Origin of the sequence: Cobetia sp. 14N.309.X.WAT.E.A4 (assembly GCF_030397495.1) — a bacterium.
GTDB classification, from domain to species: domain Bacteria; phylum Pseudomonadota; class Gammaproteobacteria; order Pseudomonadales; family Halomonadaceae; genus Cobetia; species Cobetia marina.
Genome location: NZ_JAPNXT010000011.1, coordinates 1 through 18,442, shown reverse-complemented (window position 1 = coordinate 18,442; position 18,442 = coordinate 1). Strand labels below are relative to the sequence as shown.

Here is an 18,442-nt window from a genome sequence, read left to right as displayed (position 1 = left end):
GGGGCACTGCTCATGGCGCTGCTCATGCAGATGCAGAGGCGGCGACGAAGCTCGCCACGGCACGGTCGAGCTTGTCGAGACCGCTCTGGAGCTCGGCTTCACTGATCACCAGCGACGGTGCCAGACGCAGCACGTCAGGCCCGGCGACCAGCACCATCAGACCTTCTTCCATCGCCAGATTGAGAATGTCCTTGGCACGGCCCGCATAGTCCGGCGCCATCTGGGCACCGATCAACAGGCCCATGCCACGCACTTCCTTGAAGACACCGTGACGCTTGGCGATGCCTTCCAGGCCATTGCGCAGCAGTTGGTGGCGATGCGCGACGCCCTCGAGCACTTCCGGCGTGTCGATGGTCTCGAGCGCCGCCAGCCCCACCGCACATGCCAGCGGGTTGCCGCCGTAGGTGGAACCGTGAGTGCCGATGGCCATGGCCGGCGCGATGCGATCCGTGGTCAGCATGGCGCCCAGCGGGAAGCCGCCACCGATGCCCTTGGCGGTGGTCAGAATGTCCGGCACCACGCCGAAGTGCTGGTAGGCGTAGAGGTGGCCGGTCCGCCCGGCACCGCTCTGGACTTCATCGAAGATCAAGAGCGCATCGTGCTGGTCGCACAGCTCACGCAGCCCCTCGAGGAAGGCCTGCTCCCCCGGAATGATGCCGCCCTCGCCCTGCAGCGGCTCGACGATGATCGCGCAGGTGTCATCGCCCATCAGCTCGCGCACGGAGTCGAGGTTGTTGAACTCGGCGTGCTGGATCCCGCCCGGAATCGGTCCGAAACCCTGGGAATACTTGGGCTGACCACCGACGCTGACGGTGAAGAAGGTGCGGCCATGGAAGGACTGACGGAAGGAGATGATCTTGTCCTTCTTCTCGCCATGGGTGTCATGGGCGAAACGACGTGCCAGCTTGAGCGCGGCTTCGTTGGCCTCACCACCGGAGGAGCAGAAGTAGACCTTGTCGGCGAAGGTGCGCTCGGTCAGCGCCTTGGCCAGCGCCAGGGCCGGCTCGTTGGTGTAGACGTTGGACAGGTGCCAGACCTTGTCGGCCTGATCCTTGAGCGCCTTGACCAGTGCCGGGTGGCAGTGACCCAGCGAGGTGACGGCGATGCCGCCGGCGAAGTCGATGTACTCACGACCTTCCTGATCCCACAGACGGCTGCCCTCGCCGCGTACCGGAATGGCAGCCTGGGGTGCGTAGTTGGGCACCATGGCATGGTCGAAATCGGCACGGGTCAGCTGGGTCATCGTCTCTTCCTCATCGCGGGGGCGTTGCGTGGCAGGCCGATGATCGGCGAGCCACGGGTCATGACTCCCGAGTATAGGGAGGCGAGATGACAAAGACTTTCAGCGAAAGGACGACGACTTATGTCAGGAGGCGACTTTTGTCACCGATGCGACATTTCAGGCCTGCAGCATGAGACGTTCGTCGCGGGGGCTGCGCCCGAAATGGTTGCGGAACGCCGTGGAGAAGTGAGCGGCGCTGGAAAAGCCGGTGGCCAGCGCGATCTCGCCGATGGGCTGATCACTCTCGCGCAAGAGCTGACGTGAGCGTGCCAGACGCAGATCCAGATAGTAGCGGCTGGGCACCGCCTGCAGATGCTTCTTGAACAGCCGCTCCAGCTGACGCCGCGAGATCCCGAGGTGCTCGCCGATCTCGTGGGTGGACAGCGGCTCCTCGATATTGGCTTCCATCAGGGTCACGGCCTCCACCAGCGGCTGGGGCGCATGGGCGAAACGGTTCTTGAGCGGCACGTGCTGTGGCTCGTCCGCCAGCCGGATACGCTCGCAGACGAAATGCTCGGAGACCTTCTCGGCCAGCGCACGACCATGCTGCTGGGCGATCAACGTCATCATCATGTCCATCGCCGCGGTACCCCCGCCGCAGGTGACACGATCACGGTCCAGCTCATACAGCTGATGGGAGACGTTGACCTGCGGGAAGTCGCGACGGAACGACTCGGCACGCTGCCAGTGGATCGTCGCACGATAGCCATCAAGCAGCCCGGCGCGAGCCAGCTCACGGGTGCCGGTGGAGATGCCGCCCAGCATCACGCCACGCTCGGCCAGACGCTTGAGCCAGGCCAGCAGCGCGGGATTCGAGGCCACCTCCTGCAGGCCCGCCTCGCCCGCCGGCTGAGCACCGCACACGAACAGGGCATCCAGATGGCGCGAATCACTGGCGACCAGGCTGTCCGGCGACAGGTTCAAGCCCGCTGCGGACGCCACACCGCGCCCGTCCAGCGCAAAGGTGACGGCCCGATAGAGTGTCTGCCCCGCGAGCTGATTGGCCACCTGCAGGGGCTCCAGCGCACAGGCCTGGGACAATAACGAGAAGCCGGGCAACAGCACGAAGCCGATCTGGCGTTGCTGGGCCTGGGGGGAAACCAGTGAATCCACGGGCATGGGTGTGAGTCGAGGTCCATCGCGTGAGGGTGGGGAAAACCTGCCGCCATATTGTGCCATGCCTCTGGCACTTGTGCCTGGCCCGGACTGGCATGACGCTCAAGATGAGGCCGCCACATACGACGACGCCACCCCGAAGGGTGGCGTCGTCATCGCTCAGCGGGCAGCGGTCAGCGGTCAGCGGTCAGCTGGCAGCTGGCAGCTGGCAGCGCTTGCTACCCTGACCTCTGCGCTTGCTGAAGCGCTCTTACATCTGCACGACATCGAATTCGACGTCGGTGGCGACGTCGGCATCGTAATCGACATCATCACGCGTGAAGCCGAACAGCTTGAGGAATTCCTGCTTGTAGCTGGCGTAGTCGGTGATATCGAACAGGTTGTCGCTGGTGACCTGCGGCCACAGTTCCTGACAGGCCTGCTGGACGTCGTCCTTGAGCTCCCAGTCGTCGAGACGCAGACGGCCGGACTCGTCGGTGACGATCTCGCCTTCACCATAGAAGCGCTCGGCGTAGAAGCGGTTGAGCTGCTCGATGGTGCCTTCGTGCAGGCCCTTCTCCTTCATGATCTTGTAGACCATGGAGATGTAGAGCGGCATGACCGGAATCGCGGCGCTGGCCTGGGTGACCACGGACTTGAGCACGGCCACGTGGGCACGACCGCCCTTGGCGGACAGCTTCTCGTGGATGCTGCCGGCGGCGCGGTCCAGATCTTCCTTGGCGCGACCCAGCGCACCGTGCCAGTAGATCGGCCAGGTGATCTCGGTACCGATGTAGCTGAAGGCCACGGAGCGGGCGCCATCCGCCAGCACGCCGGCGTCGTCCAGCGCCTGCATCCACAGCTCCCAATCCTGACCACCCATCACGGTGACGGTATCTTCGATTTCCTGCTCAGTGGCCGGCTCGACCTCCGCTTCGATGATGGTGTCCTTGTTGGTGTCGATGGCGGTCGCCCGGTAGGTCTCGCCGATCGGCTTGAGCACGGAGCGCTTCACTTCACCGCTGTCCGGCAGCTTGCGCACCGGAGAGGCCAGCGAGTAGACCACGAGATCGACTTCGCCCATGTTGGCCTTGATCAGCTCGATGGCCTTGGCGCGCGTCTCGTGCGAGAAGGCGTCGCCATTGATGGCCTGGCTGTAGAGCCCTTCCTGCTTGGCGAACTTGTCGAAGGCGGCAGAGTTGTACCAGCCTGCGGTACCGGCCTTCTTCTCGGTGCCCGGCTTCTCGAAGAAGACACCCAGGGTGTCCGCGCCGTAACCGAAGGCTGCCGTGATACGCGCCGCGAGGCCATAGCCACTGGAAGCACCGATCACCAGCACCTTCTTCGGGCCACCGTCGCGCTTGTCACCGACCGTCTTGCGGGTGATGGCGATCTGCTCGGCAACATTCTGCTCGCAGCCCTTGGGATGAGTCGTGGTGCAGATGAAGCCGCGAACCTTGGGTTTGATGATCACGTAAGAACCTCGTTTGCTGTTGGCCCGGCGTGTACCCGCCGATGCTGATGCCCGATTCCAGTATGCAACGACCACGGCGCACGCTGCGCGACCGGTGCCTTGCTCTGAAAACGTCTGGTGAGTCTGGCTGTCGAATCAGGACATGCAGGCGTGTGTGCCTGCTGCTGGCCGCTATTCTAGCGGCTGTCGGCGACGCTGTCCGCCCCGGCGGGCCAACCCGCGCTGATGTCACGTCACTGGAGCCCTCCATGACGACTGCCGTATCATGTGACGCATTCAGCACACCGCCATCACACCGCTGTCCTGCTTCGCGCCATCCGTTGATGGTGTGTCTGTCTGACAGCCTTCGCTCGGGATCTCTCCATGAACGACCAGAACGCTCACCTCGCCCCCGATGTGGCCGCCCTGCTCGAACGCCGCCAGGAGGTCTGGCTGGCGCTGGCGCCTCTCTGGGAGGAGCGTGACCCCCGCGAGGCGGAGTATCAGCACATGGCCGAAGTGGTCGAGGCACACGGCCTGAGCTTCCGAGAACTCGAAACGCTGTATCGACTCGAAATGGCCCCGGTGCTGGTGCGTGAGCAGGTCAGCATGGCCCCGAGCTACAAGGAGCGCGACGAGAACCGTCTGCTGTCGCGCCTGCTGCAGCATACGCATCAGCTCACTCGCGGGAAGCGCCTCTTCTGGCTGCTGTTCTCCGGCCTGGCGACCATGCCCAGCCGTCACCGTTACGGCAACCTGCTCGAAGTGCTCCACCTGCGCGGCAACACGCCGGAATGAAGCGATCCGACACCGCATGAAGCAGAACGCCCCGTGGCGGTCTGGCCACGGGGCGTTCTGCTCGATACCTGTCGCGATTCGACGCTGAACTGCCCCTCACCTCAGGGGCGCTTGCGCAGGGGAGCTTTCAGGACGCCGTCCTTGTAGCGTCGTTGCCAGTCCGTGAGACTCGACAGCCCTCGGCTGTCGCTGATGCGCTCTCCCCCCTCCAGCCGCTTGCTCATCCACAACGCGTTGCCATTGAAGCTGTAGATCGGCAGGAGATCGGTGCGCTCACTGGCCGGCAGGATGGAGCTGTTGAGGTTGTCCAGCACATCAGGCATCGACATGCCCGCGCCCTGATAGGTGACGACCATGTGGAACTGATTGAGCCTCAATGCCTTGACGTAGTGCAGGCGCAAGGAACTCTCCGGCACGCCCAGCTGACGCAATGTCAGATACTTGGCCATGGCGAAATCATCGCAGTCCCCTGCGCCGGCCCCCAGGAACTCAAGCGGGGTCGCCCAGTAATCCTCCTTCCCCCAGACGCGCATGTCATCGGTGAAATGCATCCGGTTGAAGAAATCATTGACCTCACTGAGCTGACGCCTGGCCGGCTGCCCGTCGAGATCCACGAGCAGCTGCTCCCATTGCTGGACTCTCGCCCACCCCGGTTGACCATAGACCTCGATGAAACGTTGTGCCTGCGTATCGCGGGCCAGTACGGAACCGACCGTGAACAGCATCAATACCCAGGCGATCAGCCAGCTGAAGCAGCGTCTCTGCCACATGGCGACCAGCCCCTGGCTGTCTATCAGGGCTTCCTCGCCATGACATCGACGGCCGGTGCCACATAGCCCTGATAGCCGTCGGCGCCAAGGGACATCACGCGCGCCTGGTCCTGTTCGGATTCGACCCGTGTCACGATCACCAGAGACTCGACCTGATGCGCCGTCATGCACAGGCTTTGCAACAGCTCGGTGTCCACATCGTCACGCTTGAAGAACGCCTGATCGATCTTGACGTAGTCCGGACGCAGCGCCTCCAGATAACTGAGCTCCTTCAGCTCACGTGCAAAGCGGTCAATGCCTCCACGCGCGCCCAGCCGGCGTGCACGCCGGAACAGCAGCTTGACGCGCTCCAGGTGGCGAAGCGCGATGCTTTCCGACACTTCTATATCCAGACGCTTGCAGAGACGCGGATGGACTCCCAACCAGCTGATGAGTCCCGAGAAGCTCGCCTCATCATCCAGCGTCTCCTCGGTGAGGTTGAGCGCCAGACGTGGAGCCTCGATGCCATCGACATGGGCAGCCAGCCACTCCAGCGCATGCAGGTCGAAGCGTGCTCCCAGACGGAAATGGCGCACGACCGGCAGGAAATCGCCGGCTCGGTGCAGCTGGTCCCCTTCACGCAGACGCGCGAACAGCTCCCGGTGCAGCTCACTGCCATCATTGAACAGCACGGGCTGCGCCACGAAATCGAGCCCATCAGGGCGCTCCAGCGACTGCTCGATGACGTCTCGCCATTCGCCGCGTGGACGCGCCTGATCCCCTTCCTCGGCAAGCGCGACGCTGCTGCCATGCTCGATGGCCTGCAGCAAGGTCGTGTCCGCCACCGTGAACAACTGGGTGCGGGTCATGCCCGGCTCTCGCCTTGCCGCCCCGATGACACAACCGATCGGGCGGCTGTTCGCCATGGGATTGGCATCCAGCAGTCGATCGATGTCTTCGGTGATGCCCTTCAAGAAGGCCTGCAGCGCGGACTCATCGGCTTCTGGCAACAGCAAGCCGAAGTCATGATTGGCCAATCGCCCTGCCACGATGGGCTCCCCGGCCAGCTCACGCTGCTCAAGCCGCTGAGCGATGGCGCGCAGCAGTGCATCGCGTCCCTTGTAGCCCTGCTCCTGATAGACGACTTCAAGCTGCGCGACCCGCAACAGTGCGAAGCTGCCTCCCAGAGGCTCACTCAACCATTCATCCACTGCACGATTGAGGTAACCACGGTTGCCAAGCCCCGAGACAGCGTCCTGTTCAGCCTGGCGCTGCAGGCGCGCCAACTGCGCCGCCTGAGCCTCGAACTGGGTATGCAGACGCTGCCCGAGTCGATTGACCGCCGACGTGATGCCACGCAGCTCCTTGACACTGGTTTCCTCCAGAGGCGCGTCGAAACGCTGTGTCTCCATCTCGTTGAGACGTGCGGAGAGGCGGTCCAGAGGACGCAGCAGGCGACGCATGACCAGCGAGGCCACCAGCAGGGTCAACAAGCCCCCCAACAGCAACCAGAGTCCGAGCCGTTTGGCGAGCTTCCAGAGGTCATCGTGACCCTGGGCCGGCTCTCCCGTCAGCGAGATCGTCCCCAGAGAGGCCCACCCACCCGGCAATTCACGGCTGACCGTTTCTACCGGCATGGGAATCATCTGCTGAAACCACTCGGGTGCCTGGCTTTCTCGTGTGATGTCAAACGCGATGGGGGCCGGGAGCGCGACGCTTTCCAGCTGGATATCCCGGACATATCCACCATCCAGGGTGGCGCGAATCAGGGTTTCCGCGCTGGCAGCATCACCAAGCTCGACATGCGGCACCAGTGCAAGACTCAGGCTCTGGGCGAGATTCGAGAGCTCGACACGCTGTCGTTCGGCCAGTGAATCACGGGTATTGTTGACCTGAATGAAGAAGATACCGAAGGAAAACACCAACAGCACCAACAACATCAAGGTAAACAGGCGGCGCGAAAGACTCATCTGATTTCCTCATCAGCCGTCAGTATGACCACGGCACCACTTCCTGGTGGTGCCGTGAGCGACTCAACCCTGTCGGGTCGGTACGGCAACGTTCATTGAATCCAGCAATGCACCTGTCGCGGACAACAAGCGATAGTTGGCCGTTTCCAGGTCAAAACGTGCACGAATCAGATTCTGCTGCGAAGTGAACAGCTCACTTTCGCTGTCCAGCAGATCCAGCAGCGTCCTGCGGCCGATATCGAACTGCTTGCGATAACTTTCGCGCGTATCCGTCGCGGCACGCACATAGCTTTCCAGATAATCGATCTGACGCTTGAGGTTCTCGCGTGCATTCCAGGCCAGTCGGATCTCATCACGCACATCACGCATCACGCGATCATTGTCATGCTCGACGGTTTCCAGTGCTGCCTGGCGTCCGCGAATCTCGGCCTGATCCCGCCCACCGCGATACAGGTTGTAGCGCATGACCAGTTCGACGCTCCAGTCATCGGAGCTGCTCTCGTCCTGATCATAATCGTCCGTCAGCGTGCGATTGCCTTCGATGCTGAATTCCGGGTAGTTGTCACCCTTCTCAGCGTTCACCTCATGACGAGCCGCATCAATGGACACCCGTGCCGCTGCCAGCAGGGGGTTGCGCTGATTGGCCTGGACATAGGCACTCTCCACATCGGCACTGATCAGATCGGTATCGAGGCTGGGGAGGTTCAGATCCGTGGGCAGCTCACCGACCAGACGCAGATACGCCGAGCGGGAATCCTCGAGGTTGTTCCGGGCGGACAGCACGCTGGCCTCGGCATTGGCCAGGCGGCCATCCACCTGACGCACGTCACTGCGTGCGCCGAGACCGGACTCGGCACGACGCCCGATATCACTGGAAATACGACGGTGCGCATCGAGATTGGCCTGCGCATATTTGAGAATCAGCTCATCACGCATGACATCCAGATAGGCCCCGGCCGTATCCAACGCGACATCATTGGCTTCGGCGGCCGTCTGCAGGCGCTGATAGTCAGCTTCGGTCTCTGCCTGACGGATGCGCTCGATCGTGGTGTCACCGTCCCAGAGCAGCTGGCGAATGGTGAGATCCAACCGACGATAATCGTGCCAGTCATCCTCGTCATTGACCCCATCATCCTCGGAGTCGAACTTGCCATAGCCCAGTCGTCCGGTCAGATCGACCGTCGGGCGATAGGCCCCACGCTGGACTTCCGCTTCTTCCAGACGCTGGATATGACGGGTCACCTGCAAGCGGGTACGCGGATTTTCCATCACTGCCTTGGAAACGGCTTCTTCCAATGACTGCGCAGAAGCGGAGAGACTGGAACTCATCCCCGCCATCACGCTCAATGCCAAGAGTGTCTTTTTCATTATGGGTTGCCCTTGAATACTTCATGTCCATGATCAACGTTCACGCAAGGCACCTTGCCTGGCGCGCAGAATCGGCTTCATCAGGTACTGCAGGATGGTCTGCTCACCGGTGATGACATCCACGCTGGCCTGCATGCCCGGGATGATCGTGAGCGGGTCTGAGTCACTTCCAAGGTGGTTCTGCTCCGTGAGCACCTTGATTTCATAAAAGCTGTTGCCTTCTTCATCCTGAACGGTGTCGGCACTGATCTGCTCCACCTCGCCTTCGAGTCCTCCATAGATGGTGAAGTCGTAGGCAGACAGCTTGACCACGGCAGGCTGGCCAATACGCAGGAAGCCGATGTCCTTGGGTGCCACCCGGGCCTGGACCAGCAGCTGATCTTCGATGGGAACGATTTCCATCAGATCTTCGCCAGGCTCGATGACCCCGCCTATGGTATTGATATTCAAGGTCTTGATGGCCCCCTGAACGGGAGACGTCACCAAAGTACGGTCAAGACGGTCCTGAAGACTGGTACGCCCCTCACGCAATCGCCCGAGATCCGCCTGAGTCTTGGCCAGCTCATCTGCTGCACGCGAGCGAAATTCCTGGGCAACACCGACACGATTCGAGATGGCCTCATCCAGCTCCGACTGCTTGCCAGGCACTGCCAGTCGCGCCGACTCCAGATCCCCCCGCAGATCATTCACCTCACGCTGGATCTTGAGCAGATCGACTTGCGATACCACGCCTTCACGTACCAGCGGTGCTGTCATGTTGAGCTCACGACGTGACAGCTGGTAGCTGCGCTCCAGGCTATTGATGCGTGACTTCAGCTCTCTCAGCTCCTGCTCCTTCTGCAGAATCTGCTCACGAGAGCCATTCAAGCCACTGTTCAACTGGTTGAGGTGGGTGCGATAGGCGGTCATCGCACGCGCGACAAGTGCAGGACTGCGAGTCTTGAACTCCTCATCGAATGGCAGGGGGACGCGGGTCATGACGACCTGGTCCTTCCAGTCATCGGCAGAGGCGTCCACCGCGATGGAATCCAGCTCGGTGTCGTACAGGATGATGGTGGCCTGCAAGCCATCCAGGGTCGAGACACGCTCGCGCAGGTCGGAACCGGCGCTGGTGTCATCAATGCGCAGCAAGGGCTCTCCGGGCGACACGATCTGCCCCTCCTTGATGTAGATCTCGCGCACGATCCCCCCTTCCAGATTCTGCACGACCTGGAGGTGGGTGGAGGGCACCACCTTGCCGGAACCTCGCGTCACGACCTCCAGGCTCGCCTGGCTGGCCCAGATGACGAACACCACGATGAAGGCCAGCACCATCCAGATCAGGATGCGTGACTTCCAGGGGGTCGCCAGCAGAACGGCTGAGCTGACGTCATCCAGGTGGTGAAGATCGCGCTGTTCAATCGGTGCCTTAGCCACGTTGAGCCTCCTGCTTGCGCCCGGACACACGCCCTTCATTCAAGGCATTCAATACCTTGTCCTTGGGACCGTCAGCGACGATACGCCCACCTTCCATCACGATGACGCGGTCTACCACTTCCAGCATGCTGCTCTTGTGCGTCACCAGCACCATGGTCTGGGTACGCGGCAATGACTTGAGCATACGCCTCAGGCGCAGCTCGGCACGATTGTCCATGTGCGAACCGGGCTCATCGAGCAACAGCAGCGGCGGTCGCATCAGAAGCGCCCGAGCCATCAGGACCGTCTGACGTTGGCCACTGGACAGCATCCGTCCCCCCTCCCCGACCTGGCGATCAAGCCCCTCCGGGTGATGGCGAGTGAACTCGGTCACTCCGGCAGCATCGGCCGCAAGTTCAATCTGGGTATCACTGGCATGCGGCTGCCCCAGGGTGATGTTGTCGCGGATAGAGCCGAAGAACAGCGCACTGTCCTGACCGGCATGCCCGATATGACGCCGGACATCGGCGGGATGGATCTGGTTGAGGTCAAGACCATCGACTCGCACGCTGCCGGCGGTAGCGCGATAGAGTCCACATATCAGGCGCTGCAGGGTGCTCTTGCCGGCACCGATACGGCCGATGATGGCCACTCGCTCGCCTGGCTCGATGGTCAACGAGATATCGGTCACCGCCGGCGGCGTGTTGGGCGCATAGGCGAAGCCGACACGATCGAACTCGATCCGCATCTGCAGTGTCTCGCGATGCACGTACCGACGATCTTCTGCCTCTTCAGGCAACGCCATGATCTGCTCAAGCGCACTCATGGCACTGCGCGTCTGCCCGATACGGGTAATCAGCAGCGCCAGTTGCCCCAGGGGCTGAAGCGCGCGCCCGGAAAGCATGACCGCGGCAATCAACCCACCCACCGAGAGTCGTGCATCCGCGATCAGATAGACCCCGAACACGACCAGTGCCACCGTGGTGGCCTGCGTCAATGACATGCTCAGCGAGCTGACGGATGTCGTCAGATTGCGGCTCTTCACTCCCCAATGAGCGATCTGACCCACCGCACGCTCATAGCGGCGCTGGGTCTCTCCCTGAGCATTGGCCAGCTTGAGGCTCTCGAGCCCCGAGACCGCTTCCACGAGACGTGCATTGCGCTCGGTCGCCAGCCGCGAGCCCTTCTCGATGCTGTTGCGCAGCGGTCTCTGTATCGCCAGGCTGTAGATCAGCAGGATGACAAGAGCTATCAGGGGCACAAGTACCAGGGGCCCGGCGACGATCCAGATGATGGCGAGAAACAGCAGCGCAAACGGCAGGTCGACGAGCGTGGTCAACGTCGCTGACGTGAAGAACTCGCGAATGGAATCGAATTCCTGGAGATGCTTCACATAGCCGCCCACGGAGCCGGGGCGCGACTCCATGCGCAGATTCATGGTCTTGGCAAACAGCTTGGAAGTCAGCAGCACCTCGGACTTCTTGCCGGCGGTATCCATGAAATAGGCACGCGTCTGCCGCATCACGAAATCGAATACCATGATGATCGCCATGCCCGTCGCCATGACCCACAAGGTGTTGAACGCCAGATTGGGCACCACCTTGTCATAGGCATTCATCACGAACAGTGGCGATGCCACGGCAAACAGATTGATCAGGACAGAGGCCAGAATCACGTCACGATAGATAGGCGTCGAGAGCTTCAGCGTCGACCAGAACCAGTGGCCATCGCTCTGTTCCAGCGTTTCCGGGGCGCGCTCATCGAAACGGTGTTCCTGCTTCAGGTAGACCACTCGTCCATCATGGCGTGCCGTCAGCGTTTCCAGTTCGATCCATGCATCGCCTTCCGCTTCCGGTTGGTGGATTCGCGCCTTTTCTGTCTTGGCATCCACTTCCAGCAGCACGACAGCGCGCCCTTCATTCAACATCAGAATGCAGGGCATCAACAGATCGCTGATCGCGGTGATCTGTTGATTGACCAGTTTGGCGCTCAGATTGGCACGCGCGGCTGCACGGCTGACAAGCGCCAGAGGCAAACGCCCGTCCTCCATCGGCAGCCCGTCCGTCAGCACGGCGGCTGACCGGGGATTGCCGTGGTAACGCGCCATGAACACCAGCGCATTCAGCAGAGGGTCGCCCTCTCTTTCGCCGACCGGCTCTGGTCTCAATGGCGTGGGTTGATCGCTCAACCTGTCCTCCTTAGTGGGGCACTTCGCAGACATTCATTCGGTGAAGTCTAATGCAATAAAAGGGAGATGGCCTAAGCCATCTCCCTTATCTTTTGCATCAACCGTCAACGTTGGTCTTGAGGCTATTGCTATCCAGCAGCGACTGGATGATCTGGGTATCGGAATCACCGCCCGATGTCAGATCCACATCCTGCAGAGTGATCTCCTGGGTGACATTGCTGCCCGCAGAGCCGTCCACACTGATCTCGATGGTGGTACCGCCGTCCCCATCTGACTCGAAGTGCAGGAAGCTCGAGAGCGCATCGGCGTCCCCATTGGACTGAAGGAGATCCGACAGATCGATGACGTCGCCATCCGCCACACTGAAGTCGGTGATGGTATCCGTCGCCATGCCGCCTTCGCTGTTGACGTCATCACCACTCATCCACTGGAAGGTGTCTGCCCCATCGCCGCCAGTGAGGATGTCGTTGCCGGAGCCACCCACCAGAAGATCATCGCCCTCGCCACCGGACAGGATATCGTTGCCGGTACCACCTCTCAGCGTATCGTTGCCGCTACCGCCTTCCAGACGATCGCTGCCCACACCGCCACTCAAGATGTCATTGCCGCCCTGGCCGATCAGATAATCGGCATAGAAAGGCCCGTCACCATCACCTGTCAAAGTATCGTTACCGGAGGTCCCGATCACGACAGCCAACTTGTCGACATCAATGCTGACGCTGGAAGTGTTGGTATCCCCGTCGTTGTCGACCGTGACGTAATCGAAGCTGTCCGTGGAACGCTCACTGACATTGTCCGGCGGCGTATAGGAGAAATCACCGGTCCCCAGATTGAACAGCATGCTGCCGCCCAGATCCGTCGAGATGGTCAACTCCAGGCTGTCTGCATCGTAGCTGCTGTTGTCAGTGCCAGTGGCAGAAACAGCATTGGTATCCGGATCATAGCTGTAGGTCGTGCCATCCACAGTGACCGATTGCAGATAACCACCATCCGCTCCCAACAGACTGCCATCCACGGAACTACCTGATACCAGCTGACCACTGACGGGTGATTGGACCGTGGCAGCAAGCGTATCGTCGAGATCCTCGAAGCTGGTCACGACCGTACTATCGATATCTTCGTCCGCTGAACCATCGTAGGCAATTGGATTGAGGTTGTCCTCGGACACCCCCGATCCCATGCCAATGGCATAGGATTTGATTCCGTTGTCTACAAGGAAGTCCGTCCAGATGTTTTCTTCATTTTCAGAGATACCCGAGTCATTGAGCCCCCCCTGTGTGATGCTGACGCTATTCCTCAGTCGATCACTATTCCCATCAGCAAAATAAGGGTTACCGTCCGAGAAGAAATAGGACAGATTCTGAGCGTTGTCGATAGCGCCATCGGCCGTATAATTTTCCATAGCCTCTGCAAGCGCGGCATCGTAGTTAGTGACACCTCCAGCTGTCAGATCGTTCAGAACAGCCTCGACCTCATCGACTGTCAGCCAAGCCCCATAGGAGTCTGCCGTCGTGGAGAAGGTCACCAGATTGATTCGAACATCCCCAAAATCATCGTAGGCCGAGATCAAGGTCTTTATGGATTCAATGGCACTTTCCAACCTTGTCTGGGTGCCGATCCCACTGGCAACAGACATGGAACCAGAGACATCCAGCACGATAGTGAGATTTGTGTCCACCAGCGTCGAGGAGAAGCTCTGTGCTTCCTGCTGCTCGGGGGCATCATCCTCGATGCCGATGGTCAGCGTGCCGGTGGAGCTTGCGCCTTCGCTATCCGTTGCGAGCACACCGAAGTCCAGAGACAGGACATCTTCCCCATCACCCGAGTGATCAACCGCCTGACTCAGAGTGAAGGTATAGGCGCCGCTGTCATCGATGGTCACCGTCGCGACTTCATTGCCCTCGGCATCGGTCGCCACCAGAGATTGAGTGCCGCTTCCAGCCCAGGTCACGGCGCTGCCACCGGACGTGATGGCCGTGGCAGGCGCCGTCAGCACCAGCGAGACACTGTCACTGTCGACATCCGTGACCGAAACCGTACCGGTGACGATGGTGGCATCGGTAGTATCCGTGAAGCCATCAGCCGCATCACTGTCGGCGATACCGCCTTCGAGCCCTTCTTCGCTGACGCGGCCTTCAGTCGCAGTCACCACCGGAGCGTCATTCGTCCCCTGAATGGTAATGGTGACATCCTGGGTAGCTGTCGCTCCCGCCGTATCCGTGACAGTGACGGTGTAGGTCAGGACCAGTGACTCGCCTGCAGACAGGTAGTCGAAGCTTTCCCCGGCAGCACTGCTGTCGAAGGTCCAGTTGAGCGTCCCTTCAGTGTTCTCGTCATCGATGATGGCGCCGGTGTCCACCCCCAGCAGCGCAAGCAGATCATCGTTGTCCAGCGCGCCAGTATCACCATTGCTGGAGACACTGGTCACGCTTGGCGTCACGCTATTGCTGAGATCCACATCCGTCACCGACAGCGTACCGCTGGTGCTCAGGGCGGAGTCCGTTTCCGTCAGACTGGCGGAGGCGCTATCACCACTGTTGACGCTGATCGCCGGGCCGTCGTTGCGACCATTGATGGTGATCGTCAGAGTGGTGCTGGAGGTATCACCGTCAGCATCCCTGATCACGTAGGTATAGACATCCGTGACCGACTCACCCGCCGCGAGGAACTGCAGATCTTCGCGTGCTGACTGGTAGCTGTAGGAGCCATCCGCTTCAAGCGTCAGCTCGCCATGAGCACCAGTGATCACAGCCGCCGCGCCATCGCTCACCGCGACGGTTTCTGATCCGGAAGTGACGGCGGTGACGGTGACCGCATCGGCCCCCAGGGTGTCCGCCGTCGCAGATGAGCCGTCCACCACATTGCCGGTAACGGCAGCACTACGATTCTCGTTCATGCTGCGGGTATCAGCATTGGCTATCGGCGCGGTGTCCAGAACGGTGACATCCAGACTGGATGTGGTGCTCTGACCGGCAAGATCCGTCACCACTACAGCGAAGTCGTCAACGACACTGTCATCGCCACCGGAATGATCAGCCGCAGTGCCATCTTCCACATAGCTGTAGGAGACCACCCCGGTGTCGGCATCATAGCCAGTGACGGTCAGCGTCCCTTCGCCATCTGGATTGGAGATCACTACCGGTGAGGTGTTGGCATCCGTGATATCCACACCAGCGATCGTCACTGCCGCAATACCTGCCGCAGCTTTCACGGTAAAGGTATCGGTGACCGTACTTCCTGTCGCTTCGGTGACGGACTGATCTTCCAGTGAATTGATGACCGGCAGTGCATCATCAGTACCGGTGATCACGATATCCACTGTCGTGGTGGAACCATCGCTGAGCGTGACGGTGTACTGCTCGACAATCTCGTCTTCAGACGTCAGCCCCTGAACAGCAGCTGTGTCGTTGTCGAGCGTATAGGTCCAGCTACCGTCAGCATTGACAGTGAAGCTGCCGTAGTCACTGCTGTCATCGGTCGCGGCCACGAATGTCGGCGCAACACTATCGACATCGGTCGCGGTCAGCGTACCCGACGCTTGTGTCACACCATCTTCGACAACAGCGCCATCATCTGTACTGATGACAACCGGGTCATCGACCGCCGTGACATCCTGGAAGCTGAGAATGGCTTCATCAATTTCGGTGCCATCCGTGATCACATAGGTGGTATCAGGCACCGGACCGTTGTAGTTCTCACCGGGCGTGAAGGTGAAGGTACCGTCAGTATTGATCAGCAGTGTGCCGACTTCGCCAAGATCCGCCGTCTCGCCCGGGTCGTAGGTATCGCCGTCAACAGTGAAGCTGACGACGCTCAACTCATCACCATCGGCATCAACATCGTTGCTCAGGACGTTGCCGCTGACCGGAGTATCTTCCTCGACCAGAATCGGGCCATCGTCATAGGCCACCGGCTTGTCGTTCAAGCCCTGGACATTGATGGTGATGACAGCGGTATCCGAATCCCCATCCGCATCAAGAATGGTGTACTCGAACTCCTCCTTGACCAGATCACCCGCTCCCAATGCCTGGGCACGTACATCGTCCAAGTCATAACTGAAGCTGCCATCGGTATTGAGGGTCAGGCTGCCATAGCTGCCATCGACGGTAACACTACCCCCGTTGTCTGCCAGCAAGATGCCGTCCAGTTTCGTGATGGTCACGGCATCGGCACCAAGCTCATCCTGCCCGCCACCTACGACGCTGGAGATCACATTGGTGCTGATCACCGGCTCACCATCAGGGGAAGTATCGTCCTCACGAATGGTGTAGGTGTCATCATTGGCAACCGGCGCGGTATCCAGAACCGTGACGTCGAGGCTGTCGGTAGCTGTTGCGCCGGTAACATCCGTCACCACCACGGTGAAGCTATCGACAACGCTGTCATCGCCGCCAGAGTGATCAGCGGCAGTACCATCTTCCACATAGCGGTAAGAGACGGTGCCCGTGTCGGCATCGTAGCCAGTGACGGTCAACGTACCTTCATCACCATCCGAGCCAGGAATCGCGACCGGATTGTCTGCAGTCGCGCCGGTGATATCGGTGCCGTTGATGGTGACGGTAGCGATGCCAGTATCAGCCTGGACATTGAAGGTATCGGTGACGGTCGCACCCTCACCCTCGATGACTGACTGATCTTCCAACGAGTCGATGGTCGGCTCACCATCATCAGCACCGGTAATAATGATATCGACGGTAGTGCTGGTGCCATCCGACAGGCTCACGATGTATTGCTCGGTGACGGTCTGTCCTTCAATCAGGCCTTGTACGTCTGCACTGTCGTTATCAAGCGTGTAGGTCCAGCTGCCGTCGGCGGCGACCTCGAAGCTGCCGTAGACACTGCTGTCATCGGTGGCGGCGACGAAGGTCGGAGCGATGCCGTCCACGTCGGTAGCCGTCAGCGCACCAGTGGCACTCAGTACGTCGTCCTCACTCACGGCACCAGTGTCTGCGGTAAGTACCGGCAGATCGTCAGACCCCGTGATGTTGATGGTCAGCGTGGTGGTAGACGTATCACCATCACTGTCCTCCAGGACATAAGTGAAGACATCTTCCGCCTGCACACCATCAGCCAGCGACTGCGTCTTGGTGGTATCCAATACGTAGGTATAGCTGCCGTCACTATTGAGTGTCAGCGTGCCATAGTCGCCGGTGACGGTCGCACTGCCGCCGTCGGCAATCCCTTTATCGTCCAGTTTGCAGACCATGAACGGCGTATCGGCGCCCAGCGTATCTGCGGTGTCATTGATACCGTCAATCACGTTGCCTGTCAGTTCATCCGTCGCATCTTCCTCGATGGTGCGTTCATCAGGGTTGGCAACCGGCGCGGTATCCAGAATCTTGACGTCAAGGCTGTCGCTCGTGCTCTGTCCTGCCAAGTCAGTGACGACCACGGCGAAGTTGTCGAACACGCTATTGTCACCAGCCGTGTGATCCGCAGCCGTGCCATCCTCCACATAGGTGTAGGACACAGTGCCGGAATCGTAGCCCGTGATAGTCAGCGTCCCTTCGTCATCAGTCGCGCCCGGAATCACGATGGGGCTATCCACTGACGCCGAAGTGATATCCGTGCCATTGATGGTGACGCTGGCGATGCCGGCATCCGCCTCGACCTGGAAGGTGTCAGTGACAGTGGCACCCGTGGCCTCGGTCACTTCCTTGTCTGCCAACGTGATGATGGGGACTGCGTCGGTGGAGCCGTCGACGATGATGGTCAGCGTGGTGCTGGAGGTGTCGCCATCGGCGTCGGTGATCGTGTAGCTGAATTCGTCCGCCAGGCTCTCGCCATCATCCAGCGACTGCACGGCCGGATTGGTGGTGTCGAGCACATAGCTGTAGCTGCCATCGGCTTCGAGCGTCAGCGTGCCGTAGTCGCCGGTGACGACTGCGGCGGCATCTGCCGTGACGTCGGACGCACTCCCGCCGTCCGGCGTGACGCTGGTCACGCTGGTGGCATCGGCCCCCAGGGTGTCGGCGGTGTCGCTGGCGCCGTCGATGACGTTGCCGTCGAGTGCCGTGGTGGTGTCTTCGTCGATGTTGCGCGTATCGGCGTTGGCCGTCGGCGCGGTATCGAGGATCGCGATGTCCAGACTGTCGCTGGTGCTCTGCCCGGTGATGTCGGTGACCACGACGCTGAAGCTGTCGG

The 18,442-nt window shown here is 60.6% G+C and carries 10 protein-coding genes; 1 reads left to right on the top strand and 9 read right to left on the bottom strand.

The window, feature by feature from the left end:
• Positions 1-22: 22 nt before the first annotated feature.
• The 3 genes from OW493_RS13885 to fabV form a co-directional block, all read right to left on the bottom strand.
• The gene (locus OW493_RS13885; RefSeq protein ID WP_077378271.1) at positions 23-1,243 is read right to left on the bottom strand and encodes an aspartate aminotransferase family protein; all 1,221 of its coding nucleotides are present in this window, start codon (positions 1,241-1,243) and stop codon (positions 23-25) included.
• Between the two features lie 156 nt (positions 1,244-1,399).
• Positions 1,400-2,401 (bottom strand): GlxA family transcriptional regulator, encoded by a 1,002-nt coding sequence (locus OW493_RS13880; protein WP_169477227.1) that lies wholly within the window; start codon positions 2,399-2,401, stop codon positions 1,400-1,402.
• Positions 2,402-2,648: 247 nt separating this feature from the next.
• Complete coding sequence (gene fabV, locus OW493_RS13875; RefSeq protein WP_077378268.1) at positions 2,649-3,851, bottom strand: enoyl-ACP reductase FabV; 1,203 nt, start codon at positions 3,849-3,851, stop codon at positions 2,649-2,651.
• Positions 3,852-4,214: 363 nt separating this feature from the next.
• Here fabV and OW493_RS13870 point away from each other — a divergent pair, with 363 nt between their 5' ends.
• The gene (locus tag OW493_RS13870) at positions 4,215-4,628 is read left to right on the top strand and encodes a hypothetical protein (RefSeq protein WP_077378265.1); all 414 of its coding nucleotides are present in this window, start codon (positions 4,215-4,217) and stop codon (positions 4,626-4,628) included.
• Between the two features lie 101 nt (positions 4,629-4,729).
• On the opposite strand, the gene OW493_RS13865 is transcribed toward OW493_RS13870, so the two are convergent.
• From OW493_RS13865 to OW493_RS13840, 6 genes are all read right to left on the bottom strand, one after another.
• Entirely contained in the window at positions 4,730-5,398 is a 669-nt protein-coding gene (locus tag OW493_RS13865; protein ID WP_077378262.1) for a transglutaminase-like cysteine peptidase, read from the bottom strand.
• A 23-nt stretch (positions 5,399-5,421) separates the two neighbouring features.
• Entirely contained in the window at positions 5,422-7,347 is a 1,926-nt protein-coding gene (locus tag OW493_RS13860; RefSeq protein WP_141392320.1) for an EAL domain-containing protein, read from the bottom strand.
• A gap of 63 nt (positions 7,348-7,410) precedes the next feature.
• The gene (locus OW493_RS13855; protein ID WP_176493571.1) at positions 7,411-8,715 is read right to left on the bottom strand and encodes a TolC family outer membrane protein; all 1,305 of its coding nucleotides are present in this window, start codon (positions 8,713-8,715) and stop codon (positions 7,411-7,413) included.
• 33 nt (positions 8,716-8,748) lie between these two features.
• The gene (locus OW493_RS13850) at positions 8,749-10,131 is read right to left on the bottom strand and encodes an HlyD family type I secretion periplasmic adaptor subunit (RefSeq protein WP_084207911.1); all 1,383 of its coding nucleotides are present in this window, start codon (positions 10,129-10,131) and stop codon (positions 8,749-8,751) included.
• Positions 10,124-12,298, bottom strand: coding sequence for a type I secretion system permease/ATPase (locus OW493_RS13845; RefSeq protein ID WP_240704257.1), 2,175 nt, complete (start codon positions 12,296-12,298; stop codon positions 10,124-10,126). The genes OW493_RS13850 and OW493_RS13845 overlap by 8 nt, the downstream gene beginning before the upstream one ends.
• 97 nt (positions 12,299-12,395) lie before the next feature.
• Positions 12,396-18,442 (bottom strand): VCBS domain-containing protein (locus OW493_RS13840; protein WP_289864495.1); only part of this gene is annotated, 6,047 nt, incomplete at its 5' end.